Origin of the sequence: Actinopolyspora lacussalsi (assembly GCA_030803735.1) — a bacterium.
GTDB lineage: Bacteria > Actinomycetota > Actinomycetes > Mycobacteriales > Pseudonocardiaceae > Actinopolyspora > Actinopolyspora lacussalsi.
Genome location: JAURUC010000001.1, coordinates 934,421 through 959,153, shown reverse-complemented (window position 1 = coordinate 959,153; position 24,733 = coordinate 934,421). Strand labels below are relative to the sequence as shown.

The window sequence follows — 24,733 nt, the reverse complement described above, 5'->3', positions numbered from 1 at the left end:
GAATCACCCGACAAGCCCCACAGCCCCACCGGTCACCACACAACGCGCCCGAACCGACACCGACCGCCACCATCGGCCCTGTCGACTGTCCCGGCCCGAACACCGAAAGGCATCATCAAGTCATGAACACCCACGACCAGCCACACCACCCCAGGGAAACCACCGTCCTCGACACCGTGCCCCGCGGTCTGCTCATCGACGGAACATGGCAGTCCGCCGCCGCGGAACGCACCTTCACCGTCGAAGACCCCTCCACCACCACGACCCTGTGCGCCGTGCCCGACGCCACCGCCGACGACGCGCTGCGCGCACTCGACGCCGCCGACCGGGCCCAGTCCTCCTGGGCTTCGTACCCGCCCCGCCACCGCGGCGAGATCCTGCGGCGCGCCTTCGAGACGATCACCAGCAGGCACGAGGACCTGTCCCTGCTGATGACGCTGGAAATGGGCAAACCGCTGGCCGAGTCCCGCGCCGAAGTCACCTACGCCGCCGAATTCTTCCGCTGGTTCGCCGAGGAAGCCGTCCGCATCGACGGCGATTACGCCGTCTCCCCCAACGGCAGCGGACGGATGCTGGTCACACGCCAACCGGTCGGACCGTCACTGATGGTCACCCCCTGGAACTTCCCCATGGCCATGGGCACCCGAAAAATCGGTCCCGCCGTGGCGGCGGGCTGCACCATGGTGATCAAACCCGCCCACCAGACACCGCTGACCATGCTGGCCCTGGGCGAGATCCTCACCGAAGCGGGACTGCCCCACGGCGTGCTCAACATCATCACCGCCCGGAACGCCGACGAGGTGATGCGCCCGCTGATCACCGACCCCCGCGCCCGCAAACTCACCTTCACCGGCTCCACCCCGGTGGGACGCACCCTGATCGAACAATCCGCCCGACAAGTACTCAAAACTTCCATGGAACTCGGCGGCAACGCCCCGTTCCTGGTCTTCGGCGACGCCGACGTCGACGCCGCCGTCGATGGGGCCATGCTGGCCAAAATGCGCAACATCGGTGAAGCCTGCACCGCGGCCAACCGCTTCTACCTGCACCGCGACATCGCCGAGGAATTCACCGACAAACTCACCCGGCGCATGCGAGCACTGCGCCTGGGACGCGGTGTCGGCGACAACGTCGAAGTCGGCCCGCTGATCGACTCCGCCCAACGCGACAAAGTCACCGAACTCGTCGACGACGCCGTCGGCCAGGGCGCGAGCGTACTCACCGGCGGCAAAGCCGAAACCGGACCCGGCTACTACTACCCGCCCACAGTCCTGACCGATGTCCCCCCATCCGCCCGCCTGACCAGCGAAGAAGTGTTCGGGCCCGTAGCGCCGATCAGCACCTTCACCGACGAGGACGAAGCCGTCACCGCCGCCAACAACACCGAATTCGGGCTGGTCAGCTACGCCTACACCCGGGACATGCCACGCGCGCTCCGCGTCAGCGAATCCCTGCAGACCGGCATGGTCGGACTCAACCAGGGCGTGGTCTCCAACGCCGCCGCACCCTTCGGCGGAGTCAAACAATCCGGCATCGGCCGCGAAGGCGGCAAGATCGGCATCGACGAATACCTGGAAACCAAATACATCGCCGTCGGCGGGCTGTGACAGGGGCGCACTCCCGTATCCGAGCGGCGCCGTCGCCGCCACGACGGGCCGCCCGGATACGCGGGTGCGTCTACTGCTCGAGCGAAGCCGTCAACCGCTGCAACGCATCGTTCATGTGCTCCTCCAACCGCGACAGCAACAACCCCTCGTCCCCGGCCTCGATCGCATCCACCAGCCCCTTGTGCTCATCGACCAACGCCTGCGTGTCCGCCGGATACGTATCAACCAACGCGGCCAGACACATCCGCTTCTCCACCAACAACGTCTGCGCCATCCGCTGCAGCCGAGGGCTGCGAGAAGCCGCCACGAGCGTCTCGTGAAACTCCTGATCGGCCTCGGTGAGCCCGTCACGGTCATCCTTGGCCACGGCAGCGACCATCTTGGCGTGCGCCCCGGTCAGCTCCGCCACCGCGTCCACCCGGTGATGCCGCACGATCTGCTCACACGCGCTGCGCTCGACCGCCAGCCGCGCGACATACACATCGTGGACATCCTCGGGCTCCATCGTGGTCACGAACAGACCCCGGTGGGGTTCACTGTGCAGCAGTCCTTCCTGAACGAGGCGCTGCATCGCCTCCCGCAGCGGCCCACGACTGACACCCAGCTGCGTGGCGAGATCGGCCTCACCCAGCTGACTCCCCGGAGCCAACGAGCCATACATGATCGCCGCACGCAACTGATCGGCGACGATCGCCGCCGTGGACTTGCGCTGAACCGGTTCCAACTCCCCGGCCTGGTTCTGTTCGTCGACTCCCAACATCTCGCACCCTCTCGTCATTCGAGGTCCCCACCCCTGACCGCGGGAGCGGGGCGGTTGCGGCACGTCGACGACGCGCTCCCGGAAACAAGTCCGACCGGCCACCCGGACAGAACCGGCCCCCGACCGAACAAGACCCGGTGAACACGCATGACACACCACATCCGCGTCCGAAACAGCGACAGGAACGACACCCGAACGCGGAACACCCCCGCGCCCGTTTCGCCACCCGCACAGGTCTCGGCACGATCGGCGTCTCGGTGACGGACGATCCTCGCTCGTCACGAGTAGCGGAGGCACGCGTGCCGCCAACAGCGCATTCGCGCTCGCGGTACGCGCCACCGAAAACTCCCTTCACGTGTGCGCGCCCGAACGGGCACGCACAACGGCGCCCGACCATCACAACTCAAGACGCCGATTGTTGACAATGCTACCCCCTTGGTCACCGGTGCCCTAACCACGAAGGGCACTCGACCCCGACGAAAAAACCGACCGTGACCAGAAACCCACAACCCGTCACGCGACGCTCCACAACCGGACGCGACAGCTCCACCACCACCGGGTGACGCAGAGCACACCACCCCGCCGGGCGCCAACCACAACGCACCAGGACCGGCCGGACACCACCGACAATCGAACGGACACCACCAACACCCGAAACCGAACGGCCCCGAACGCACGGATTCGCTCTCCGCGCAACACCGATCGGTGCCACACCGCCCCACACCAGTGACACGGTGTGCCCGTGACGGACGAACGGATCGAGATCTCGGTACAGGCCACCCCGGACCAAACGGACACGTGGACACAGCTGGCACGCCGCTGCGAGGACCTGGGCGTTCGGGCGCTGCTGGCAGCCGACCACCCAGGTGTCGGCGCATCACCGTTCGTGGCCCTGGCCGCGGCGGCAGCCGCCACCTCGACACTGCGAGTGGGCACCTACGTCCTCAACACCGGCGTGCGGGACCCGCTGCTGATCGCCACCGACGCGGCCACCCTGGACGTGATCTCCGACGGTCGCGCCGAGATCGGCCTCGGAGCCGGACACACCCCCGCCGAATGGGAAATGACCGGACACACCCGCCCCTCCCCGGCCGCGCGAGTGCGCAGGCTGCGCACCGTGGCCACGGCCGTACGCCAACTGCTCGACGGATCCACCGTTCCCGCCGAGGAGCTCGCGACGCTGCGCGACGTGTCCCTGCAGGCACCCCGACCGATCCAACAACGAATACCGCTGCTGGTCGGCGGCGCCAACCCGGACCTGCTGCGCTGGGGCGGGGCGCACGCCGACACCGTCGGGCTGTCCGGACTGGGCCGCACGCTGCCCGACGGGCACTCCCACACCGTGTCCTGGTCACCGCAACGCGTGGACGCACACGTCGAGCGGATCCACCGCGGCGCACGGGCCGCGGGCACGAACCGACCGAGCGTGGAGGCAATCGTGCAGCAGGTCGTGGTCACCGAGGACCGGCACGCCGCTGCCGCGCCCCTCGCCGAGCAGCTCGACACGCCGATCGAGGACATCCTGGCCGTGCCCTACCTCTGGATCGGCACCACCGACGAAATCATCGAGCAGCTCCACCCCGCCCGCCACGGGTGGGGCATCACCCGCTGGGTCGTCCGCGGCGACGCCCTCGACCGCGCCGTGCCCGTCCTCAACCGGCTATGAACCACCCACCGCCACTCCCCGCCCGGCGCACATGCGCAGCGCGGCGTTCAGAGGCCGATACGACAACCCGATAAACGGATTGCTCGACCACACGGCGAACGGCCATCGTCTCGGGACATGGACCGCGATGCCGGCATGATCCTCTCGCGGGCGGCTCGTGTACGACCCCGGCCCGCGGTCGCTCTGGGCGCGCTCGGTATCGCCACGTCCGGAATTTTCATCGACCTGTCCGCCGCGTCACCGGGCACTGCCACGTTCTTTCGGTGCGCGCTCGCGTTGCCGTTGCTGTGGCCGCTGGCCCGCGGTGAACGGCGCCGGACGGGTGGGCTGTCGTGGCGCGGCGGTGCCGTCGCGGCGGCGGCAGGAGCCTTCTTCGCCGGGGACGCGATGTTGTGGACGCAGGCGATCCTCGAGGTCGGCGCCGGGGTGACCGCGGTGCTGGTCAACACGCAGGTGATCATCGTTCCACTGCTGAGCTCACTCGTCGACCGCGAGCGTCTACCGCGCTCCTTCCCGGTCGTCGTTGGCTGCATGGGCACGGGCATCGTGCTCACCGGCGGAATCCTCGGCACCGGAGTCTCCGGCGACGCTCCGGCACGCGGAACGGTCCACGCCGTGCTGGCCGCGTTGTGCTACTCGGGATTTTTGTTCCTGCTGCGCCGCGGCGGGCGCACCGAAGGAGTGGTGCAGTCCTACTGTGGCGTGCTCATCTCGGCAGTCGCCGTCTCGGTCACCGTTGGAGTGCTGTGGCAGGGCATCACTGTGACACCCGGCTGGGCGGCGTTGGGATGGTTGGCCCTGACGGCGGTGTGCGGCCAGGTCGGCGGCTGGCTGTTGGTCGCCCTGGCGGCCTCTCGGCTGAGCAGCACGGTCAGCTCGGCTCTGCTCATGCTGAGCCCGGTCGGTGCTCTCCTCCTGGGGGCTCTCGTCCTCGGCGAACGGCCGACGCTCCCGCAGCTGCTCGGCTGCGCCCTGATACTCGCCAGTGCCTACGCCGCCTCCGCGTCCGGCTCGTTCCACCGCCGCTTCACGAACACCGGTGAGAAACCGCGTGACAGTGCCTCCTGGACCGATCGGGCTGAGCAGCGGGACCGGAACGGCCTCCCCTGACCGCACCGTGAGGGTTATTCCGATTCGGGAACGAGAGCCCGTCCCGCGCCCGACATCGCCGACGCGGGACGGACGGCCTCGCCACTGTCGGGATCCGGCAGTGGCGACAGGTCATTCGAACGTGATGTCGGACTGGTCGTAGAGGCAGTTCACCCCCGGACCGCTGCCGACCTCTTCGGGCTCGCCGGAGTCCTCGATGCCCTCGTACCAGGAGCAGATTCCCATCTCGGAACCACCGACGATCGTGATGTCGGAGAACTCGGCGGTGTCACCGTAGTTGATATTGACACCGGCCAGCGTGTCGCCGGGAGCGGTGGCGGTCACATCGTCGATGACCACGTGGCGGTCGACCTGATCGCTGCAGTTGCCGCAGGAGCGGTACAGCTTGCCGAAGTCCTCGACCCGGAAGTCACTGATTGTCATGGTTCCCGCGCCGTTGGCCTGAAACACCTTGTCCGCGGCGTACTGGGCACCGCCGCCCCGCACGGTCATCGTGGCCGAGGCGTAGTCGGCGTCGAACGTCGCGGCGTCCTCGCCGACGTCCTCCCACCACACGTTGCGCAGGGTGCAGGAACCCTCGCAGTGGATCCCGTCGGCGGCCGGGGCGCCGATGATGACGTTCTGCAGCGTGGCCCCGTCGGCGAGCTCGAAGATCGGTGGCTGCCCCTCGGTCTGGTCACCACTGCCGAGCTCTCCCTCGCCGTAGTATCGGGTCAGACCACCGTCCATCGTGCCCTCGACAGTGATCGTGGCATCCACAGCCTGCTCTCCCCGCGCATCCGGTACGGGCACTTCTGCGTGTCCGTACGGAACCGCCACCACCGTTCCCAGCACCGTCATCGTGGACAACGTCGCCAGGTACAGACTTTTCCGAATTCGGGACGAAATACCTGTCAACAAAGCTCTTACCTTTTCCTGCCGGGAAAGAAAACGCTTTCCAAAACAGGCTAGGTCGGACCTGCCCCCTGCCCCAGTGCCCGATCTTCCCCGCCGACTGCTCCGAACGCTCCGTGCGCGCTGGTTCGCACGGTCCTCACTCACGCGCCGGGCAACCATCGCGGACCGCCGAGCCCCCACCACTGTCACTGTCGAGAACTGGGCAGTCACCGGCAGCGCACGTAGAGTGTGGCCGACAAGATCACCCGACACCGAACGCGAGCACCCCATGGACGAGAAGACAGCGGAACTCAACGGGGACCGCCCGAACTCAGCCAGGCTCTACGACGTGTTCCTCGGCGGCAATCACAACACCGAAGCCGACCGGCAACTGGCCGAACGCATCAAGAAATCAGCGCCCCGCTGGTCACTGGGAGCGCAGCTCAACCGTTCCTTCCTGCGCTGCGCCGTGCATTACATGGCCGCACAGGGAATCGACCAGTTCCTCGATCTCGGTTCGGGCATCCCCACCGTGGGCAACGTTCACGAAATCGCGGCACAGCACAACCCACGAGCGCGAGTCGTCTACGTCGACTACGAAACGATCGCCTACAACACCTCCCGCGCCGAACTGGCCGACAACCCCAACGTCACGATCCTCAACGCCGACCTGCGCGACCCCCGGTCCGTCCTCGACCATCCGGAAACCCGCGAACTGCTGGACTTCTCCCGCCCCGTCGGGCTGCTCATCGTCGGTGTCCTGCTGTTCATCGGCCCGCGGGACCGGCCCGGTGACATCATCGCCACCTACCGCGAGCGACTCAGCTCCGGCAGCTACCTGGCGATCTCACAAGCCAGCGACGACGACCTGCCCGCCGACCTGCGGGACGAGATCGACCAGGTCGTGGCCTCCTACGAGCACGCCGACGAACAACTGGTGCTGCGCAGCCACGACGAAGTCGCGGGCTGGTTCTCCGGAACCGAGCTGGTTCCACCCGGACTCGTGCACTACCCCGACTGGAGTCCCGCCCAACAAGCCTTGAGCGAGGAACAGCAAAGCTGCCGATACGGCTACGTCGGAGTCGGACGCGTGCCCTGAAACCGAGCTCGCCCCCGGCCAACCCCACGGGCGCGCCGCGACTGCCGGAGCTGGCCGAGCGCGCCCACCACGATCACCAGCAACACCGGCACGTAGGCCAACCGGTAGGACGGGCCCGCCGCCAGCCCCTCGGCCACCCGCAGCACCCCACCAACGGCGAGCTGGATCAGCACAGCGGCGGTGAAGCCACCCATGTTCGCGGTACCCACCGCCAGCCCCGACCGGTGTGCCGCGTTGACCGTTCTGGCCCCGTCGAAAGCCAGCATCGCCGCCCCGCCACCGATTCCGATCAGCACCAGCAACACCGCCAGCAACGCGACGGGCAGCACTCCGGGCCAGCCGATCACGGTCAGCCACACCACGGCCAGCAGCAACGACAACACCAGCACGAACCGCTCCCGACGTGCCGGTCGCCCCGCCACGAACTGCCCACACGCCCAAGCCCCCACCAGGAACCCCGCCACACACAGCAACACCCAGTTCCCCGCCGCCGCGGCACCGTAGCCCTGCGCCCGCATCAACCACGGCGGCCCCCACAGCACCGTCACCGCCACGAACTGCCCCATCATCACGAAGTGCACCCAGAACGAGTGCCACGTGCCGGGCGTGGTCACCACAGCCCGCAGCGCCACCCGCACCGGCTCGACCTCCCGAGCCGACGATGGCCGGCCGACGGCATCACCGGAGTCCACCACCCGGGGCCGGTCTCGCACCATCGCCCAGGCCGACACCGCCAGTACCGCGGTCAACCCGGCCGCCCCCAGAAACGTGCCCAGCCACCCCAGCACACGCAGCGAGGTGGCGAGCGGAGCGGTGGCCGCCAACTGGCCCACACCGCCGACCAACCCGGTCAACGCCGCGATCCTGCCGAACCTCTCGGCCGGGAACCAATGCGCGGCCAGCCGCAGGACGTTGGTGAACAGGAACGCGTCACCGAGACCGATCAACGCACGTCCCGCCAACCCGCCCACGAGGGACGCGCTGACCGCGAACACCGCCGAACCCACGGCCAACGCCAACGTGGCCCCGGTGATCAGTCGTCGCGGGCCGATCCGGTCGGCCAGGACACCCGCCGGGATCTGCAACGCCAGGTAGATCCCCAGCTGCAGCGCCGAGAGAACAGACAACGCGGCAGGGCCGGCCGAGAACCGATCCAGCGCCGCATCGGCGGCCACCGCCAGACTCGCCCGGTGAAACAGCGCCACGAAGTAACACGCCGCCGCCACCGACCACACGAGCCAGGCCCGTCGTGACGTCGCCGTCGGGACGGACTCGGTGACCGAGGATTCCGAAGGGCCGATCGTGACGCGCACACCCACCTCCAAACTTGTATGCATCTTAGATACAAGCCGGGTGGAAGTAGAATGACACCGTGTCGAACACAACACCCTCGGAGACGGCCCCTCCCCCCTCCGGCGAGCGGCAGCGGCAACCCGCCACGGACCGCGCCTACCGGCACGTCAAAGCAGGACTGCTGGACGGCAGCCACCCCGACGGGCACCTGCTGTCCGAAGGGGAGATCGCCCAAACACTGGGCATGTCCCGCACCCCCGTCCGGGAAGCCTTCCTGCGGCTGCAGAGCGAGGGATTCCTACGGCTGTACCCCAAACGGGGTGCCCTGGTCGTACCGATCACCCCGGCCGAAGCGCATTCACTGCTGGAAGCCCGTCTCGCCCTGGAAAGCTTCGCGATCGACAAACTCGCCGCCCTCGGGGAGCGACACCTCGTCACGGTCGGACGACGGCTGCTCGACCACCCCGCCTGCGACCCCGGCGAACTCTCCGACTCCGAGATGCACGAGGCCGACCGCGACTTCCACGCACAGCTGGTCGCCGCCGCCGACAGCCCCGTGGTCACCGACCTCTACAGCGCGCTCCGCGACCGCCAACTACGCATCACATCAACCGCCCGCACCCACGAAGCATCCCGGCGTACCGCGGTCACCGAACAGCACAACGGACTGGTCACCGCCCTCCGCGACGGCGACGCGGCCGAGGCCAAACGTAGGCTGCGCGAACACCTGACCCACACGATGCGAGCCATCGGCATGAGCGAGGACTTCCCCACTCCCGGGCAGTGAGCCCAGCCCCGCCCCCGGACGACGGCAGGTGGGAGGGCAAAGACACCCGGCAAGGCTGTGTCCGGGGCGTATCCGCACCGGAAACAGCGCCTCACCTCCGGCGGGCGGCGCGCGAGCACCTGCTCGGCGACCCGCACCAGCACCTGGTTAGCACGACCTCGTTGAGCACAGCGACCTGTGGCTCCGCGGACAGGAGTTCGGCGAAGCGGCGCGCGTGGGCACACGAGGCCTCGATCAACTCGACCACACCGGCCCGCCCCAGCCCGCGCAGCGCGGCCCACACCGGAAAAGCCCGCGCACGTCGCGAACTCTCCGGAGTCCAGTCGGCCCCGTTCCGCCCCGGCTCGTGGAGCTTCCGGCACCGGCCGGATCGGACGACGATTGGGAGCGCATCGATCCCCGTTCGGCCTGGATCTACTCGGTTGGAGTCCGCGGCGGACCCTGCGGCACGCGGTACGCACCCTCTGGAGTGAGATCTCGGTGCACAGCTCGGGCAGTAGCTCAGCGGGCTGACTACGAACGTGCCGCGACGGGCCGGGAGGGCACCTCGACACCTTCCAGGTAGCCGGGAGACAATCACCGCCGCCAAACGGCGGCGGCACATGATCCACTCACCTGGTGAACGTGACGACCGATGGGTGCGTGCCGAACAGGCTCAGCCGGCGGATGTCGTGGACCTGCAGCCCGCTGGCCTTCGCCACGGAACACTGTTCCTCCACGTCGTGCAGCAGTAGCACCGCCTGCCCCGTGGCAGACAGAATTCTCCGGATCTCCGTGAAGAATCGATCCGGATGCGCGGTCAGCGAACCGTGAGCGGGCACCTGGCGGTTCCAGGGAGGATTGCTCACGATCCGATCGACCCGACCGGAATCGACGGGCAACCTGCCCGCATCGGCCAGAAGCCAGGTCGCTGCGGTGCCCATCAAGGCGGCGTTCGCCGTGGCCGCTTCCAGCGCATTCCGGTCATGGTCGACACCGAGCAGCCGTGTCCCCAGCCCCAGATCGGCGGCCTCGATAAGGATCGTACCCGTTCCGCAGCAGGGATCGAGCATGGTATCCCCCGGACTGGCACCCGCCAGCAAGGCCATGGCAGCGGCCATCGGTGGGTGCAAGGTCCCCGGCGTCGAGGCTTGTTTGTAGCGTCTGCGGTGCAGTGGCCGGTCACGGATGCGTAGGGCCAGTACCGCCTGGGTGCCCTCGATCGTGACCCTGAACGACGATGACCCTTCAGGCGGAGCACTGCCCTCTCGTCGGGAGTAGTAGGGCAGCCCGACAGCCTCCGCTAGCTCGGTACCGACGGCGTCCTCGATGTCGTAGCGGTTGTAGTTGCGCTTACCGAGGAAAGATGCGGCGACGTCCACGCTCGTCGTGGTGTCGGAGCCGCCGCAGCGGCTCCGACACCACAGCAGCTCGTTCGAATCGCTCGCCCGGGCGGCATCGACCAGCCTGGCCAGATCCGTCTTCGTGTGCCCGACGCCCTCGATGACCTCGGCCAGCAGGAACAGATCGTCGACGGTCCGAAGGTCCGACAGGCGGGGGTCGGGACGGTCCGTGGTGAACCACACCTCGCGATGACGGCTGTGTTCGACCCGGCCGAAACCAAACTCGTCTATTTCCCTGGCGGCGACGTCCTCCAACCCACGCAAGGTCCGCGCCAGTAAACGCATCGCCACCGTCCTTATCCCTTCCGTCGGCCAAAATACCAGCCGAAACCGCATGATCAGCGAGTGGAATTCCAACCCGCTTGTCGCCCGTACGTCATGGAGGCGATCTCAGCGGTTCAGGATTATGCCATAGCTGTTCAGCGGGGATGATGGTTGGGAAAGCGGGGCTCCGGTGGTGATGAGTTGCCGCGAGACGTCCGAGGCTGACCACCGACATCCTCACGGTGTCTCGGAACTCATCACTGCATGAGACATCGAATCACGCCAACCCCATCGGCGATCTCGGTTAACCGGCAAACGCCATACCCCACCCCACCAAAACACCGAAAAATGGAAAACTCGCCCCGGACAGAGAAAAATCCAACGCGGTCACAGCTTTCCCGAAATACCCGGTCGAGCGCACCATCTCCCACCTGAAAACAGGAACATCCTGGCCAGTCGCTACCGTCGCTCACTCGTTCGTCTTCAACGAAGAACCCACATCGTCACCGGAATCCAGCACCTCCGAGCGACCCCCGCTCACCGATTGAGCGCATAACCTTCACAGAACACGAACCAGGTGAAGCGCTCAGGCACGACGTGCGTCCGTTGTTACATGCGGCGCGTCTGCAGCGCCACCGGCACGTGGGGCTGTACGCGGGGATGCGCTCGAAGTCGCCTTCCTCGGCGACCAACACCCCGTGCCCCTGGATACGGGGTGTTCATGACGACCGTCGTCTCCGGGAGGATCAGGATCCCCGCGGGAACAGCGGCTGCCCGCCTCCCCTGCGGGCAGCCGCAGCCTTGCACGACGACCGCGGCGGTCGTGCCGACACCAGCACCGCGCAGCTGATCAACAGCGCCAGCACCACGAAAACGGTGATACCGACCTCGACGAGAACTTCGATGAGCATGCTCAGCCCCCGTTCGCCGACTCCTTCTCCACGGCCCGGCTCCTGGCCCGCAGGCTGGCCACCGTCACCACCACGAGGATGAGCACGATCACCGACAGCGAGACCGGGGTGGCGATCTCGGGAACGGCGGGCCAGACCCCGTGCGCCCAGTGCAGCATCAGCTTCACACCGATGAACGCCAGGATCAGTGCCAGTCCGTGGTTGAGATACACCAGTTTACTCAGCACCGAACTCAGCACGAAATACAACGCCCGCAGTCCCAGCAGCGCGAACGCGTTGGTGGTGAACACCAGGTAGGGATCCTCGGTGATGCCGTACACCGCGGGCACGGAATCCACGGCGAAGACCACGTCGGTGGCGAACACCGCCACCACCACGACGGCCATCGGTGTCAACGCACGACGGCCCGCCTGCCGCACCGTCAGGCTCGCCCCGTGGTACTCCTCCGTGACGGGCATCAACCGGCGCAGCAACCGCACCGAACGCATCTGCGACACGTCGCGCTCGACGGAATCACCGCCGAGCGCCTCACGCAGAATCTTCACCGCGGTCACGAACAGGATCGCCCCGAACACCAGGAAAGCCCAGGTGCCCGCCTGCAGCAGCGCGGCCCCCATCGCGATGAACACGCCCCGCAGCACCAGCGCTCCCACGATGCCGTACAGCAGCACACGCTGCACCAGCGCCGTAGGAACGGCGAAAGCGGTCAGCAGCAGCATGAACACGAAGAGGTTGTCCACCGACAGGGACTTCTCCACCACGAACCCGGCGAAGAACTCCAGGGCCTGATCGGAGCCGAACCACCACCACAGTCCGAGCCCGAACACCAGCGGAAGCGCCAGGTAGAACACCGACCAGCCGACCGCTTCCCGCATCTTCACCTCGTGCGGGCGGTGCGTGACCGCGAAATCGGCGATCAACAGAGCCAGCAGCACACCGATACTGATCGCCCACAACCACGGGGTGCCCACCGACTGCGGCCCCGCGGCGACCATCAGGGGGGTATCCGACATTCGAGACCTCCCGAACAACGTCGTTCGAGGTCTCCTTCACCCCTGGGCGGGGCCGCTTCCCGGGGACACCGTGTTGATGTCCGTACTGACCGGGTCAACGCGAGGAAGTACTCCCCTCTCGATGGAGTATAGGAGACGATTCGTCCGTCTCGACAACTCGGTACCTTTTGTCTTTTTTGCATCTTTTGGTTGTTTTGTTTTGTTCAGTACTGAAACCACAGTATTCGGTTACGTACAACAGCGTTCGCCACACTGACCACCGAAAGGTCAACCCCGCCGCTGTCGCCGCAGCAACCACACCAGCGCCGTTCCCGCGACGATGAGGATCCCGGCGCTCGCGGCCAATTTGCTGTACGGGACCGGGCTGATCGCGACCGGCCCCGCAGGCTCCGCCTCGCGCATGCGTTCTTCGGTCCAGTACTCGCTGGTGGTGTGCTCGGTGTGCCGCGGCTGGACGCGGTGCGAGATCGTTTCCCTGCTCTCCTCGTCCGAGGAAAGGAGCTTGGGAACCGTGAAGAGCGCCACGATCAGCGCGACCGCGACGACGGCGATCCCGGTAACCAGCCAAGTGGTACGTGCCCGTGTCCTCATGAGACTTCCCCTCCCCGGCGATTCCGGAGCGTCCCCGGGGGACCTGACGCTATCCGCCGCGGTTGTTCCTGTACATGTTGTCGCGAGGATCCGCCGCCCGAGGCGCGGCTCGTCAAGCAGCTCCGCGAGTGTCTCGGCGACGTCCGCACGAGCTATTTGGCCGTGAAATTCGGCCGGGCCGAGTGAGACGGTGCCGCTCCCCGGTTCGTCGAGCAGGAGCGAGGGACGAAGGATCAGCCAATCCAGCTCGCTTCCAGCTCGCTGCGGGAGAGCGCGATGTCCGCGTTCTTCTTCACGGCGAAGTAGTACTCCACGTTCTCGCCCGGATCCCGCTCCCGCCAGGATTCCGGGAGCACGGAGACCAGCGCGAAGCGGTCCACCCGGGCGAGGCGGGCGGCACTCACGGCTTTATCGATCCCCTCGCCGTCGATCGTCTTCGTGATCTCCTTGGCACCACCGTTGGACCCGGCGGTGAAAACGATCGTGTCGACACCGGCCAACGCCGACGCCAGCTCTTCCTCGTTCAACGCTGGGCGAGACCCTCGAAGAACTCATCGAGGCACTTCTGCACTGGAGCACCGTGAACATGCCCGCCGTCCAGCGCGCACGCGCCCGATTCGACGACGAGGCACAACCTTGACGCTCCGTCTCAGCCGGAGTCTGGCCTCTACAGCTTACAGTCGTCCCAGCTGGGGATCCCCGAACGAATGTTCCTCAAGCCCCTTCACACGGTTCGCCGGGGCCTTGTCCGGGGACGGGGCCTTGTTCGGGGATCTCGTCGGGACGGGCAGCATCGTGGGCGCGGCGCCGTGCCCACGACACGAGATGCCCGGCCACACACACGTCGGCATCCGGACGGAAGTACTGCAGCAGCCGCGCGTCGGCGCGGTCCCAAACGACCAGCAGCACGTCGAGAATGCGCCGGTGTTCGTGGTCGGCCAGCCAAGCCTCGACATCGACGACCGGGTCGGTGGCGCGGTGGTGGTACCGGGCCAGCTGGCGGGCCACCTCGTGGAGCTCGGTGCGGCGGTCGGTACGACGGTCCATAGAATCACCCGACACCCAGCACACCGCACCACAGCGCCCCAGCGATACCGATGATCGAGTACGTCGGACCCGCCGAGCGGGTGACACACCCTGGCCGCGAGCTCTTAGCGTTCGATCTATCCCGATTCCCCCTGGCCGGCTCGTGCCGCTGTCAGGAACGGACCGGTGTGCGGAAAACACCCACCTGAGCCCGAGCCGCCTCCCCCTGTCCTCGTGGGAAGGCGGTTGTGGGGCTCGGTCAGCCGCCGACGTAGGACGCCAGGTGCCTGCCGGTGAGGGTGGAACGTGCGGCGACCAGCTCGGCGGGGGTGCCCTCGAACACGATTCGGCCTCCGTCGTGGCCCGCGCCGGGGCCGAGGTCGATGATCCGGTCGGCGTGAGCCATCACCGCTTGGTGGTGCTCGACGACGATGACCGACTTGCCGGAGTCCACGAGCCGGTCGAGCAGCCCGAGCAGCTGCTCGACGTCGGCGAGGTGCAGCCCCGTGGTGGGTTCGTCGAGGATGTAGACACCGGCTTTCTCACCCATGTGGGTGGCCAGTTTGAGTCGCTGCCGCTCGCCGCCGGAGAGCGTGGTCAACGGTTGACCGAGGGTGAGGTAGCCGAGCCCGACGTCGGCCAGCCGCGTCAGGATCCGGTGGGCCGCGGGAGTGCGGGCCTCTCCGGAGCCGAAGAACTCCTGAGCTCGGCTGACCGGCATCGCCAGTACCTCGCTGATGTCACGACCACCGAGGTGGTGTTCCAGCACCGAGGCCTGGAACCGATTGCCCTCGCACTCCTCGCAGGTGGTGGCCACGCCGGCCATCATCGCCAGGTCGGTGTAGACGACGCCGGCACCGTTGCAGTTGGGGCAGGCACCTTCGGAATTGGCACTGAACAGCGCCGGTTTCACACCGTTGGCCTTGGCGAACGCCTTGCGGATCGGATCGAGCAGTCCGGTGTAGGTCGCCGGGTTGCTCCGGCGTGAGCCGCGGATCGCCCCCTGGTCGATCGACACCACCCCTTCCCCGGCGGATATCGAGCCGTGCACGAGCGAGCTCTTGCCGGAACCGGCCACACCGGTGACCACGCAGAGCACCCCCAGCGGCACGTCGACGTCGACCTCGCGCAGATTGTTCGCCGCGGCACCGCGAATCTCCAGTGCGCCGGTGGGTTCGCGCACCGCTTCCTTGAGCCCGGCCCGGTCGTCGAGATGACGTCCGGTGACCGTGCCCGATGCCCGCAGTCCGGCGACGCTGCCCTCGAAACAGACACTGCCCCCGGACGTTCCCGCACCGGGACCGAGGTCGACGACGTGGTCGGCGATCTCGATCGCCTCCGGCTCGTGCTCCACGACGAGCACCGTGTTGCCCTTGTCCCGCAGCCGCAGCAACAGATCGTTCATCCGCCCGATGTCATGCGGATGCAGCCCCGTGGTGGGCTCGTCGAAGACGTAGGTGACGTCGGTCAACGAGGAACCGAGATGGCGAATCATCTTCACCCGCTGTGCCTCACCACCCGAGAGCGTGCCCGCTGAGCGGTCGAGACCGAGGTAGCCCAGTCCGATCTCCACGAACGAGTCGAGCGTGTGCCGCAGTGTGGCCAGCAACGGCGCCACCGACGGCTCGTCGAGGTCGCGGACCCACTCGGCCAGGTCGCTGAGCTGCATCGCGCAGGCGTCGGCGATGCTGATGCCCGCGATCTTCGACGAGCGGGCGGCCTCGCTCAGCCGGGTGCCGTCGCACTCCGGGCAAACGGTGAAGGTCACCACCCGCTCCACGAACGCGCGAATGTGCGGCTGCATCGCTTCGACGTCCTTGGACAGCATCGACTTGCGGATCTTGGGGATCAGCCCCTCGTAGGTGAGGTTGACATCGTCGACCCTGATCTTGGTCGGCTCCTTGTACAGCAGCGCGTCGAGCTCTTCCGCGGTGAAGTCGCGGACCGGTTTGTCCGGGTCGAAGAAGCCGCAGCCACGGAAGATGCGACCGTACCAACCGTCCATGCTGTAGCCGGGAACCGTGAGAGCACCCTCGTTGAGCGACTTGTCGGCGTCGTAGATCTGTGACAGGTCGAAATCGGTGACCGAGCCGCGGCCCTCGCAGTGTGGACACATGCCGCCGGTGATGCTGAAGTCGCGGCGTTCCTTCACGGTTTTTCCGCCACGCTCGAACGTGACCGCCCCCGCACCGCTGATCGAGGCCACGTTGAACGAGAACGCCTTCGGCGAACCGATGTGCGGCTGCCCGATCCTGCTGAACAGGACACGCAACATCGCGTTGACGTCGGTGGCGGTGCCGACCGTGGAACGCGGATCGGACCCCATCCGCTCCTGGTCGACGATGATGGCCGTGGTCAGCCCGTCGAGCACATCCACCTCGGGGCGAGCCAGCGTGGGCATGAACCCCTGCAGGAAGGCGCTGTAGGTCTCGTTGATCAGGCGCTGCGACTCCGCGGCGATCGTGTCGAACACCAGCGAACTCTTTCCCGAGCCCGACACCCCGGTGAACACCGTCAACCGACGCTTGGGGAGCTCGATGCCGACATCGGTGAGATTGTTCTCCCGCGCGCCGTGCACACGGATGAGATCATGACCGTCGGCAGCGTGCGAAACGGGTGAGTGCGGGTGTGTTTCCTCGGTCGTGCTCATCGTGCCTCCCAGTGTTGGGCGCGTCTTCGCCATCGCTGTCGACGGTTGTGCTCCCGAACGCTTCCGAACAGTGTGTCCGATCGCGCACCGTCGACACGACCGGCGACGACTCACCGTGACCCTGCCGGTGACCTCGACGACGGTGGGGCCGCACCCCGTCGTGCGGTCGGTGTCCGTCCCCACCGGCCGCGTCAGCGCGACTGCTGAATACGGATCAGATTTCCGGCGGGATCGCGGACGGCGCAGTCACGAACGCCGTAGGGCTGCTCGACGGGTTCCTGAACGATCTCGGAATCGCCGAGTCGCAGCCTGCCGAAGGTGGCGTCGAGGTCGTCGGTGGCCAGCAGCAGCATGGCGTAGGTCCCCTTCGCCATCATCTCGGTGATGACGCGGCGTTCCTCGTCGGTGACCCCCGGTTCTGCCACGGGCGGAGCGAGAACCACGGACGTGCCGGGCTGCCCGGCGGGGCTGACCGTGATCCAGCGCATCCTGCCGTTTCCGACATCGTTGCGGACCTCGAATCCCAGCACGTCCCGATAGAAAGCCAGGGAGGCTTCCGGGTCCTCGTGCGGAAGGAAACTGGAGTGAATGGTGAGGCTCATGGCGGTTCAGACTAGTTGCGGAGGGGTGATCCCTGCTTCTCGATTCCTGATCGGTCTGCTCACCCGCTTGGCCACGCACGCGGGCACACCGGCCGTGCTGTGCGTCGCGGTGCGCCGGTAAGCACTGGGAGGCATGCCGACCAGCTCGGTGAACCGCGTGCTGAAGGTGCCCAACGAGCGGCAGCCGACCGCGAAACAGACCTCGGTGACGCTGAGATCGCCTCGACGCAACAACGCCATCGCGCGCTCGATACGCCGCGTCATCAGGTAGGAGTACGGTGACTCGCCGTAGGCGCGACGGAACGCGCGACTGAGGTGACCTGCCGACATGTGCACCCCCAGCGCGAGCGCTGCCACGTCCAGCGGCCGGTCGTACTCCCGGTCGATCCGGTCCCGGACCCGGCGCAACCGGGCCAGTTCGTCCAAATGTCGCGATACCGTGCCGCTGCTGGTCACCCGATCGATGCTGCCACGCCGCACGCGAATTTCCCACCGTCCCCCACGGCGGGAGCGGCGAACCGTGTCCTTCCCGCCACGCGACTTTCGCCGATCGAGCCGCATGAGAAAACCGGTTGACCTCGGCCGATGGTAGTTTGCGCCGGCAGAGTTCGAATCGTTCGCGGAACTTCCCGGTCCGCCCAGGGGGCAGCAAGTGATCAATGGTTTGCATGTGTCATGGCAGACGCTGGCGCTCGTGGCGCTCTCGACAGTGTCGATCTACATTTCACTGATCGCGTTCTCCCGGATCGCCGGGCTGCGTTCGTTCTCACAGATGACGAACTTCGACTACGCGGCCACCGTGGCCTTCGGGTCGATCACCGCCACCACCGCGGTCAGTTCCGAGGTGTCGCTGCTGCAGGGCATGTTCGCGCTGGCGGCGCTGTTCATCACGCAGAGCCTGCTGGCGTACCTGCGCAAGCTCCGCAGGGTCGAACGGGTCACCGACAACCGGCCGTTGCTGCTCATGGACGGTTCCCGGGAACTGCGCGAGAACCTGGACCAGGCGCAGATGACCCGCAACGACCTCTACGCGAAACTGCGGCTGGCCGGGATCACCCGCCTGGAACAGCTCGAGGCGGTCGTGCTGGAGACCACGGGAGAGGTCTCGGTACTGACCGTCGATCCCGAGGGGCGCCCCGTGGACAGCAGACTGCTTTCCAGCGTCGACGGGCCGCAACGGCCGGTACGCAGCGGGCTGCCCACCCACACCGCGGACTCCCCCGAGCCCACCGGCCCCTCCTCCGAACCGTCCACCGACCCGGAAGCGGACCGGTAAGGTAAACCCCGGGGATCAGTGTCACCGGTCCGGCACGACCGGGCAGGACCACCGGGGGCGACACGCGGCTACTGCATGGCGGTGACGCAGGGGTGCCTCCGGTCACGGCTACAGCAGTAGATCTGCAGCGTGTAGCCACGTCCGATCCGAACCCCCGGGTGGCTCTCCGGGTCAGGAACTTCACCGAGCTCAGCGTTGTCCTCGACGGCACGCCAACTGGAGGTGAAGTTCCCTCCTTCCATCATCAGCAACGGTTCGACGTCGGCCCCGCACTGTTCGCAGCCCAGCGGAATCGGATCGCAGAACGTCCACATCGATTCCCAACCGCCCACTTTCCAACCGGGCGGTATCGACAGATCGTCGTCGTAATCCATGTGCCGTTCCTGCTCCCACTCGCGGATGCGTTCCGCGAGGTTCTGCGGAATCAGATGCGACGGTGGGAATTCGATGACCCGCTCCGGATCGAGCACACACGGGTGAGGAACGAACTCTTCATCCACCACCAGGGCCGGTTCCGGTGGCTCCAGCAGCACCTGTTCGATGTCGGCCGCACGGCGCCAGTACAACCACACGTTCGGGGTGTAGTCGTCCTCGTGGTCGAAAGGACACCACAGCACCTGCAGCAGATCGGCGCCCGGAGGGCAGAGCAGGTCGGGGATCTCGGTGGCGTAGAGCTGCGCCACGGGCAACAACGGCATCGGGCTGAGCGCGTGCTCGGCTACCGGGACTCCTTCCCTCGAACGCCGCAGCGTTTCCAAATCCGCGGCCGACAACGGGCACGGCTCGCCGGTGGCGAGCCCGCGTGCGGCTCGGACCTCGTGCAACGAGGTCAACTCGGGCGCGAAACGGTACTTGTTGTGGTGACAGTCGTGGCAGTGTGGCCACGGTTCCTCGACGGGCCACAGCAGTGGCCCACCGATCGAGCTCCGCTCCACGGTGGGGTCGCCGCGTCGGGGGTGGAGCCTGGTGGTGGTTCTGGTCATCCCGGCCAGTTCCGGAAACACCTCGGCCATGTTCACCGGGCGTGGTGGGGTGGTGCGTGCCATAACGGATGGGACTCCTCGTCGTCGGTGGGCACATCCCACCACGCACCACCGACGTCCTCGCCGCGCCCACGACTGCCCCGCTCCCGTCCGGGCGAGCACCGCACCGCGTACCGGCCCGGTCGACACGCCCACGCCGACCGGGCCGGGCGGTGGGACTCACCCGTCGGCGCGCTGCTGCGAATTTCCCGCTCCCCCGAGAGCCTGCTGGTCCGCCGAGCCGCTGGCCCGTGGCGTGCTGCTCAGGTCGGTGGGAACCTCCTTGCGGGCCACCGCCTCGGCCGCGCGCACCGCCTCGGCCACCTCGGGGTTGGAGGCCATGTCGAACCAGGAGGACACCGACGGGTCGTCCTGCTCCGGGGGCTCGCTGGGCACTTCCTGCTCGGGCGGTTCGTAGCGGAACACGCCCTCCTCGTCGGGGCTGCCGAGCATGCGGGCGAAGCCCTCCAGGGACTTGCTGAACTCGCTGGGCACCACCCAGACCTTGTTGGCGTCGCCCTGGGCCATCTCGGGCAGGGTCTGCAGATACTGGTAGGCCAGTAGCTCGGGGGTGGGCTTGGCGCGTTTGACGGCGGCGAAGGTTTTCTCGATCGCCTTGGCCTCGCCCTGGGCGGTGAGGTACTTGCTGGCCCGCTCACCCTGCGAACGCAGAATGTTGGATTGGCGCTCCCCCTCGGCGTTGAGGATCGCGGCCTGCTTGGATCCCTCCGCGGCCAGGATCTGCGACTGTTTCTGCCCCTCGGCCGTTTTGATGGCGGATTCGCGTTCACCTTCGGCGTTGAGGATCATCGCGCGCTTCTCCCGGTCGGCGCGCATCTGTTTTTCCATCGAGTCCTGGATCGACGGCGGCGGATCGATCGCCTTGAGTTCGACCCGGGCGACCCTGATCCCCCAGCGGCTGGTCTCGCTGTCCAGCACCCCGCGCAGCTGGCTGTTGATCTGGTCCCGCGAGGTCAACGTCTCCTCCAAGCTCATACCACCGACCACGTTCCGCAGCGTGGTGGTGGTCAACTGCTCGACCCCCTCGATGTAGTTGGAGATCTCGTACACCGCCGAACGGGATTCGGTGACCTGGAAATACACCACGGTGTCGATGGACACGGTGAGGTTGTCCTGGGTGATCACCGACTGCGGTGGGAACGAAACCACCTGCTCCCGCAGATCGATCTTGGCGCGCACCCGGTCCAGGAACGGAAACAGCATGTTCAGTCCCGGGTGGGCCACGGTGCGGAACCGTCCCAGACGTTCGATGACAGCGCTGGTGGCCTGCGGCACGACCAGTACGGTCTTGGCCAGCAGCACGATCACCAGCAGTACGACCACCAGCAGCACAATCCACACGGCAGGATCCACATCCGCCTCCTCACGGTTCGGCCCACACCACGGCGACGGCCCCCGAAATCTCCATGACCATCACCGTGCGCCCCACATCCAGCACTTGTGTCTCGTCGAAAGAACGCGCCGACCACACGTCCCCGCCGATGCGCACCCGGCCGTCGTGGGCATCCACCGTTGCTTCCACGGTGGCGGGTTTGCCGATGAGCGCATCCACGTTCGTACGCGGTTCGAGTCCCTCGGTCGTCTCCCGCAGCAGTCTGCGTTTGACCACCGGGCGCGCCAGGAACACCAGTCCACCGGAGAGCGCGGCGAAGATCACCGCGTCCAGCCACAGCGGCGCACCCAGCGCCGCCGCTCCGGCGGTTCCCATCGCGGCGAGCCCGAGCATCAGCAGCACGAACTCACCTGAAGTGGCTTCGGCGGCCACCAGGAGCACCCCGGCGATCAACCACACCAACGCGGCCATACACCCATGGTGACAGATCGAATTCTCGTCGTGACCGGTCAAGTAGCCCGCGAGGGGTTGCTGTCGGTGGACGAAGCGGGTGGGCGGCTACTCCTCGGAGAGGGTGACGAAGTCGACGAGCCGTTCCACGGCCCCCAGCAGCGGGGCACGCAGGTCCCGGAAGTCACCGACCGCGTCGAGGATCCTGCGCCAGCCCTCGGACGGATCGGCCCAGCCCAGTTCGCGGCACACCCCGGTTTTCCAGTCCTGCCGCCTGCCGATGTCCGGCCACTCGGCGATCCCCACCGTGGCCGGGCACACCGCCTGCCAGACGTCCACGTAAGGGTGGCCGGTCACCAGCACGTCGTCGCCGCTGACGCGCTCGGCGATGCGGGTCTCCTTGCTGCCGGTGACGAAGTGGTCGACCAGCACTCCCAGCCTGCGCTCGGGGCCGGGAGAGAATTCGGTGACGTGGCGCTGCAGATCGTCCAGCCCGTGCAGCGGTTCCACCACCACACCGGCGACGCGAAGATCGTGTCCCCACACCCGTTCGAGCAGTTCCGCGTCGTGCAGACCTTCGACCCAGATCCTGCTGGCACGGGCCGTGCGCGCCGGGACGTCGGAAACCGCCACCGAACCGGAGGCCGAACGGCTCGACCCCCGGCCGGCGGTGGAAGCCACGGGCACGAGCGTGACCGGTGTTCCCTCGTGGCGGAACCCCCCGGTTCGCATCGGAAAGGCACGTTGCCTGCCGTGGCGGTCCTCGAGAATCACGTTGTGCTTGGTGAACTCGCCACGTTCCAGCCGCACGATCGCGCCGCAGAACTCACCGGCGGCGTCCTCGACGACAGTGCCGGGCTCGGCGGGCAGTTCGGGAGGGGACCGGTGTCGGCGCCGAGCGGTACCGGTGAGCACGTCGCGGCCGTAGTCGATCGAACGCACGACGATCAGCCTACCCGGCCACGGCCCCACGGTGACGGTGCCGGGCCGAGGTGCCACTCGGTTCACGGTGCCGCTCGGTTCACGGGGAGCGCGGCGGAGATCGCACCCGTTGGCGGCGATCACGGTCACATCGGTATCGTCAGTGGACATGCCATGTCCGAGCGCAACGATGGTGGTGTGGACGTCCGCGTGGCTGCACGGCGCGGCCGCGTCGGACGACGTGCTCGATGCCGCGCAGGCGTGGGCCGAGGTTCATCAGGTGTGGGCCGCCGACGAGGCCACGGCGGCGCGGTTGGGACTTCCCGCTCCCGGCGTGAACGACGCGGGGTTGGCGCTGCTGCTGGCGGCGATACGCAAGGCCGGTGGTGATTCCGGCAGCCTGGCGTTACCGGTGGCAGGTGATGTTCGCGGTCTCGACGGGGCCTCGGAATTCGCGCGGCACGCGCTGCGGCAGGGCGAGGCCGCCGTGTTCCCGTGGGCTGGGCTTGGGCTGGTGCCGGAACGTGTCGCCGAAGGAGTGCTGCGCTGGACGGTTCACGAGGTGGGTGAGATCGCCCCCGCCGAGCACACTCCCGTGGGAGAGGCCGAACACGGCATGTCCTCGGCCATGCGCGAGGCGGCCAGCACGCTGACCGAGCTGGACGTCTCACGACGCCGCCCCGGCGTTCGTGGTGAGATCGCCGAAACCGTCTCGGCACGGCCACAGCCCTCGTGGCCGCAGGGGGTGCCGCAACGTTGCCTTCGCGTGCTGCAACGCAGCACGGAAGTGGAAGCGATCCTGCGGGTGGCCACCGACGACGCCCCGGGCGGGGCGATGTCCGCCTCGGCGGACAGAGCGCGCGGTCAGGCACTGAACCCGCTGTTCGAATCGGTGCGCACCGCTCGTCGGGCAGCGGTGGACGAGATGGTGCGGGTGCTGCGGCAGCGGGCCGAGCGGCACTGACACCGCGGCGGCCGCTCCATGCTCAGCAGCACCCCTGCGGCACGCACAACTCACCGTTGACCCCACAGCCCGCCGTGACCAGCGGGGACAACTTGCGGACCCGCTGGTCCTCGACGTGTTCGGAAACCAGTTCGGCGATCATCCGGGCGTAGCGCGGGTCGGTGCCGGCGGTCTCGGCACGGGCGAAGCCCAACCCGAGCTCGTCGGCTTTCTCCGCGGCCTCGTTGTCCAGGTCCCAGACGACCTCGAGATGATCGGAGACGAAACCGACCGGGCTGGTGACCACGGCGGGCACCCCCCTGGCGGGCAGCTGCTCCAGATGGTCACAGATGTCGGGTTCCAACCACGGCACACTCGGCGGCCCCGAACGGGACTGCCACACGAGATCGTAGCCGGTGACCCCCACGGCCTCGGCGACCAAGCGGGCGGCCTCCTGCACCTGCCGCGAGTACCACTGGGGACGACCGTCGGCGCCGCTTCGCTCCTCCGCGCTCAGCGGGACCGAATGGGCGGTGAACACCAGCCGGGCCTGCGCACGAACGTCTTCCGACAGCGCGGCGTAGGCCCGTGTCACCGCGTCGGCGTTGGCGGCCACGAACAGCGGATGATCGTAGAACTGCCGGAGCTTGACCAGTTCGGGAGCCCGCTGCTCCCCCACGGCCGAACGGGCGCGTGCGATGTCCTCGTGGTACTGGCGGCACCCCGAATAGCCACCCCAGGCGGAGGTGGCGAACACCAGCGCACGCCGCACCCCGTCAGCGGCCATCCGCTCGACGGTGTCCTCGACCATCGGATGCCAGTTACGGTTGCCGAAGTACACCGGTAGGTTCAGACCACGCTCGGCGAGCTCACCCTCCAACGAACTCATGATCTCACGATTGAGACGGTTGATCGGCGACACTCCGCCGAAGTGGTGGTAATGCTCGGCCACCTCGTCGAGCCGTTCCGGGGGAACGTTGCGACCACGAGTCACGTTTTCCAGGAAAGGCCGTACCTCCTCATGTCCTTCCGGGCCACCGAAGGAAAGGTACAGCAGCGCGTCAACGTTATCCGAGCTGTTCACGCGACCATGATAGGCAGAGGCGACGTCTCGGCCGCACAGGCGGGGT

At 67.4% G+C, this 24,733-nt stretch carries 24 protein-coding genes and 1 pseudogene; 7 read left to right on the top strand and 18 right to left on the bottom strand.

Annotated features, from left to right (window positions below):
* Positions 1 to 122: 122 nt before the first annotated feature.
* Positions 123 to 1,607 carry an NAD-dependent succinate-semialdehyde dehydrogenase gene (locus J2S53_RS04185; RefSeq protein ID WP_456239831.1) on the top strand — a complete coding sequence of 495 codons (1,485 nt, stop codon included), beginning with the start codon at positions 123 to 125 and terminating at the stop codon, positions 1,605 to 1,607.
* Positions 1,608 to 1,677: 70 nt separating this feature from the next.
* On the opposite strand, the gene J2S53_RS04180 is transcribed toward J2S53_RS04185, so the two are convergent.
* Positions 1,678 to 2,367: a GntR family transcriptional regulator gene (locus J2S53_RS04180; protein WP_456242698.1), complete on the bottom strand. Its 690-nt coding sequence runs from the start codon at positions 2,365 to 2,367 to the stop codon at positions 1,678 to 1,680.
* 742 nt (positions 2,368 to 3,109) lie between these two features.
* Here J2S53_RS04180 and J2S53_RS04175 point away from each other — a divergent pair.
* Both J2S53_RS04175 and J2S53_RS04170 read left to right on the top strand, forming a co-directional pair.
* Complete coding sequence (locus J2S53_RS04175) at positions 3,110 to 4,033, top strand: LLM class flavin-dependent oxidoreductase (protein WP_456239830.1); 924 nt, start codon at positions 3,110 to 3,112, stop codon at positions 4,031 to 4,033.
* Positions 4,034 to 4,150: 117 nt separating this feature from the next.
* Positions 4,151 to 5,143, top strand: coding sequence for a DMT family transporter (locus J2S53_RS04170; protein WP_456239829.1), 993 nt, complete (start codon positions 4,151 to 4,153; stop codon positions 5,141 to 5,143).
* 111 nt (positions 5,144 to 5,254) lie between these two features.
* On the opposite strand, the gene J2S53_RS04165 is transcribed toward J2S53_RS04170, so the two are convergent.
* Complete coding sequence (locus J2S53_RS04165; RefSeq protein ID WP_456242697.1) at positions 5,255 to 5,983, bottom strand: pectate lyase; 729 nt, start codon at positions 5,981 to 5,983, stop codon at positions 5,255 to 5,257.
* A gap of 325 nt (positions 5,984 to 6,308) precedes the next feature.
* On the opposite strand from J2S53_RS04165, the gene J2S53_RS04160 reads away from it, so the two are divergent.
* Positions 6,309 to 7,118, top strand: coding sequence for an SAM-dependent methyltransferase (locus J2S53_RS04160; protein ID WP_456239828.1), 810 nt, complete (start codon positions 6,309 to 6,311; stop codon positions 7,116 to 7,118).
* Here the strand turns inward: J2S53_RS04160 and J2S53_RS04155 are convergent.
* Positions 7,091 to 8,431, bottom strand: coding sequence for an MFS transporter (locus tag J2S53_RS04155; RefSeq protein WP_456239827.1), 1,341 nt, complete (start codon positions 8,429 to 8,431; stop codon positions 7,091 to 7,093). The genes J2S53_RS04160 and J2S53_RS04155 overlap by 28 nt on opposite strands.
* A gap of 59 nt (positions 8,432 to 8,490) precedes the next feature.
* Between J2S53_RS04155 and J2S53_RS04150 the strand changes: the two genes are divergently transcribed.
* Positions 8,491 to 9,198 (top strand): GntR family transcriptional regulator, encoded by a 708-nt coding sequence (locus tag J2S53_RS04150; RefSeq protein WP_456239826.1) that lies wholly within the window; start codon positions 8,491 to 8,493, stop codon positions 9,196 to 9,198.
* Between the two features lie 611 nt (positions 9,199 to 9,809).
* Here the strand turns inward: J2S53_RS04150 and J2S53_RS04145 are convergent.
* The 10 genes and pseudogenes from J2S53_RS04145 to J2S53_RS04100 all read right to left on the bottom strand — a co-directional run bounded on the left by J2S53_RS04145 (position 9,810) and on the right by J2S53_RS04100 (position 18,117).
* Complete coding sequence (locus J2S53_RS04145; protein WP_456239825.1) at positions 9,810 to 10,865, bottom strand: methyltransferase domain-containing protein; 1,056 nt, start codon at positions 10,863 to 10,865, stop codon at positions 9,810 to 9,812.
* A gap of 725 nt (positions 10,866 to 11,590) precedes the next feature.
* Positions 11,591 to 11,755, bottom strand: coding sequence for a hypothetical protein (locus tag J2S53_RS04140; RefSeq protein WP_456239824.1), 165 nt, complete (start codon positions 11,753 to 11,755; stop codon positions 11,591 to 11,593).
* Between the two features lie 2 nt (positions 11,756 to 11,757).
* Entirely contained in the window at positions 11,758 to 12,768 is a 1,011-nt protein-coding gene (locus tag J2S53_RS04135) for a TerC/Alx family metal homeostasis membrane protein (RefSeq protein ID WP_456239823.1), read from the bottom strand.
* Positions 12,769 to 13,035: 267 nt separating this feature from the next.
* Positions 13,036 to 13,359, bottom strand: coding sequence for a hypothetical protein (locus J2S53_RS04130; RefSeq protein ID WP_456239822.1), 324 nt, complete (start codon positions 13,357 to 13,359; stop codon positions 13,036 to 13,038).
* Positions 13,360 to 13,524: 165 nt separating this feature from the next.
* A pseudogene (locus tag J2S53_RS04125) lies at positions 13,525 to 13,575 on the bottom strand (hypothetical protein); the annotation flags it as partial.
* A gap of 17 nt (positions 13,576 to 13,592) precedes the next feature.
* Positions 13,593 to 13,886, bottom strand: a complete 294-nt coding sequence (locus tag J2S53_RS04120) for an NAD(P)H-binding protein (RefSeq protein ID WP_456239821.1) — start codon at positions 13,884 to 13,886, stop codon at positions 13,593 to 13,595.
* A gap of 187 nt (positions 13,887 to 14,073) precedes the next feature.
* Complete coding sequence (locus J2S53_RS04115; protein WP_456239820.1) at positions 14,074 to 14,421, bottom strand: hypothetical protein; 348 nt, start codon at positions 14,419 to 14,421, stop codon at positions 14,074 to 14,076.
* Positions 14,422 to 14,644: 223 nt separating this feature from the next.
* A complete protein-coding gene (locus J2S53_RS04110; protein ID WP_456239819.1) occupies positions 14,645 to 17,035 on the bottom strand; it encodes an ATP-binding cassette domain-containing protein in 2,391 nt (796 codons plus the stop codon).
* A gap of 191 nt (positions 17,036 to 17,226) precedes the next feature.
* Entirely contained in the window at positions 17,227 to 17,637 is a 411-nt protein-coding gene (locus J2S53_RS04105; protein ID WP_456239818.1) for a VOC family protein, read from the bottom strand.
* Positions 17,638 to 17,643: 6 nt separating this feature from the next.
* Complete coding sequence (locus J2S53_RS04100; protein WP_456239817.1) at positions 17,644 to 18,117, bottom strand: helix-turn-helix transcriptional regulator; 474 nt, start codon at positions 18,115 to 18,117, stop codon at positions 17,644 to 17,646.
* A gap of 190 nt (positions 18,118 to 18,307) precedes the next feature.
* On the opposite strand from J2S53_RS04100, the gene J2S53_RS04095 reads away from it, so the two are divergent.
* Positions 18,308 to 18,913 carry a DUF421 domain-containing protein gene (locus tag J2S53_RS04095; RefSeq protein ID WP_456239816.1) on the top strand — a complete coding sequence of 202 codons (606 nt, stop codon included), beginning with the start codon at positions 18,308 to 18,310 and terminating at the stop codon, positions 18,911 to 18,913.
* A gap of 68 nt (positions 18,914 to 18,981) precedes the next feature.
* Here the strand turns inward: J2S53_RS04095 and J2S53_RS04090 are convergent, their stop codons facing one another.
* The 4 genes from J2S53_RS04090 to J2S53_RS04075 all read right to left on the bottom strand — a co-directional run bounded on the left by J2S53_RS04090 (position 18,982) and on the right by J2S53_RS04075 (position 22,681).
* The gene (locus J2S53_RS04090) at positions 18,982 to 19,959 is read right to left on the bottom strand and encodes a hypothetical protein (protein WP_456239815.1); all 978 of its coding nucleotides are present in this window, start codon (positions 19,957 to 19,959) and stop codon (positions 18,982 to 18,984) included.
* 156 nt (positions 19,960 to 20,115) lie between these two features.
* Positions 20,116 to 21,309 (bottom strand): SPFH domain-containing protein, encoded by a 1,194-nt coding sequence (locus J2S53_RS04085; protein WP_456239814.1) that lies wholly within the window; start codon positions 21,307 to 21,309, stop codon positions 20,116 to 20,118.
* A gap of 10 nt (positions 21,310 to 21,319) precedes the next feature.
* Positions 21,320 to 21,760, bottom strand: coding sequence for an NfeD family protein (locus tag J2S53_RS04080; protein WP_456239813.1), 441 nt, complete (start codon positions 21,758 to 21,760; stop codon positions 21,320 to 21,322).
* A gap of 87 nt (positions 21,761 to 21,847) precedes the next feature.
* Positions 21,848 to 22,681, bottom strand: coding sequence for a DUF3097 domain-containing protein (locus tag J2S53_RS04075; RefSeq protein WP_456242696.1), 834 nt, complete (start codon positions 22,679 to 22,681; stop codon positions 21,848 to 21,850).
* A 148-nt stretch (positions 22,682 to 22,829) separates the two neighbouring features.
* On the opposite strand from J2S53_RS04075, the gene J2S53_RS04070 reads away from it, so the two are divergent.
* Positions 22,830 to 23,624 carry a hypothetical protein gene (locus tag J2S53_RS04070; RefSeq protein WP_456239812.1) on the top strand — a complete coding sequence of 265 codons (795 nt, stop codon included), beginning with the start codon at positions 22,830 to 22,832 and terminating at the stop codon, positions 23,622 to 23,624.
* A 22-nt stretch (positions 23,625 to 23,646) separates the two neighbouring features.
* Here J2S53_RS04070 and J2S53_RS04065 read toward each other — a convergent pair whose 3' ends face one another.
* A complete protein-coding gene (locus J2S53_RS04065) occupies positions 23,647 to 24,687 on the bottom strand; it encodes a ferrochelatase (RefSeq protein WP_456239811.1) in 1,041 nt (346 codons plus the stop codon).
* Positions 24,688 to 24,733: the final 46 nt, after the last annotated feature.

Excerpts from the sequence above, each read along its gene's own strand:
- J2S53_RS04185 (WP_456239831.1), top strand. The coding sequence starts at position 123 with ATGAACACCCACGACCAGCCACACCACCCCAGGGAAACCACCGTCCTC.
- J2S53_RS04180 (WP_456242698.1), bottom strand. The coding sequence starts at position 2,367 with ATGTTGGGAGTCGACGAACAGAACCAGGCCGGGGAGTTGGAACCGGTT.
- J2S53_RS04170 (WP_456239829.1), top strand. The coding sequence starts at position 4,151 with ATGGACCGCGATGCCGGCATGATCCTCTCGCGGGCGGCTCGTGTACGA.
- J2S53_RS04165 (WP_456242697.1), bottom strand. The coding sequence starts at position 5,983 with ATGACGGTGCTGGGAACGGTGGTGGCGGTTCCGTACGGACACGCAGAA.
- J2S53_RS04160 (WP_456239828.1), top strand. The coding sequence starts at position 6,309 with ATGGACGAGAAGACAGCGGAACTCAACGGGGACCGCCCGAACTCAGCC.
- J2S53_RS04145 (WP_456239825.1), bottom strand. The coding sequence starts at position 10,865 with ATGCGTTTACTGGCGCGGACCTTGCGTGGGTTGGAGGACGTCGCCGCC.
- J2S53_RS04140 (WP_456239824.1), bottom strand. The coding sequence starts at position 11,755 with ATGCTCATCGAAGTTCTCGTCGAGGTCGGTATCACCGTTTTCGTGGTG.
- J2S53_RS04135 (WP_456239823.1), bottom strand. The coding sequence starts at position 12,768 with ATGTCGGATACCCCCCTGATGGTCGCCGCGGGGCCGCAGTCGGTGGGC.
- J2S53_RS04130 (WP_456239822.1), bottom strand. The coding sequence starts at position 13,359 with ATGAGGACACGGGCACGTACCACTTGGCTGGTTACCGGGATCGCCGTC.
- J2S53_RS04110 (WP_456239819.1), bottom strand. The coding sequence starts at position 17,035 with ATGAGCACGACCGAGGAAACACACCCGCACTCACCCGTTTCGCACGCT.
- J2S53_RS04105 (WP_456239818.1), bottom strand. The coding sequence starts at position 17,637 with ATGAGCCTCACCATTCACTCCAGTTTCCTTCCGCACGAGGACCCGGAA.
- J2S53_RS04090 (WP_456239815.1), bottom strand. The coding sequence starts at position 19,959 with ATGGCACGCACCACCCCACCACGCCCGGTGAACATGGCCGAGGTGTTT.
- J2S53_RS04080 (WP_456239813.1), bottom strand. The coding sequence starts at position 21,760 with ATGGCCGCGTTGGTGTGGTTGATCGCCGGGGTGCTCCTGGTGGCCGCC.
- J2S53_RS04070 (WP_456239812.1), top strand. The coding sequence starts at position 22,830 with ATGCCATGTCCGAGCGCAACGATGGTGGTGTGGACGTCCGCGTGGCTG.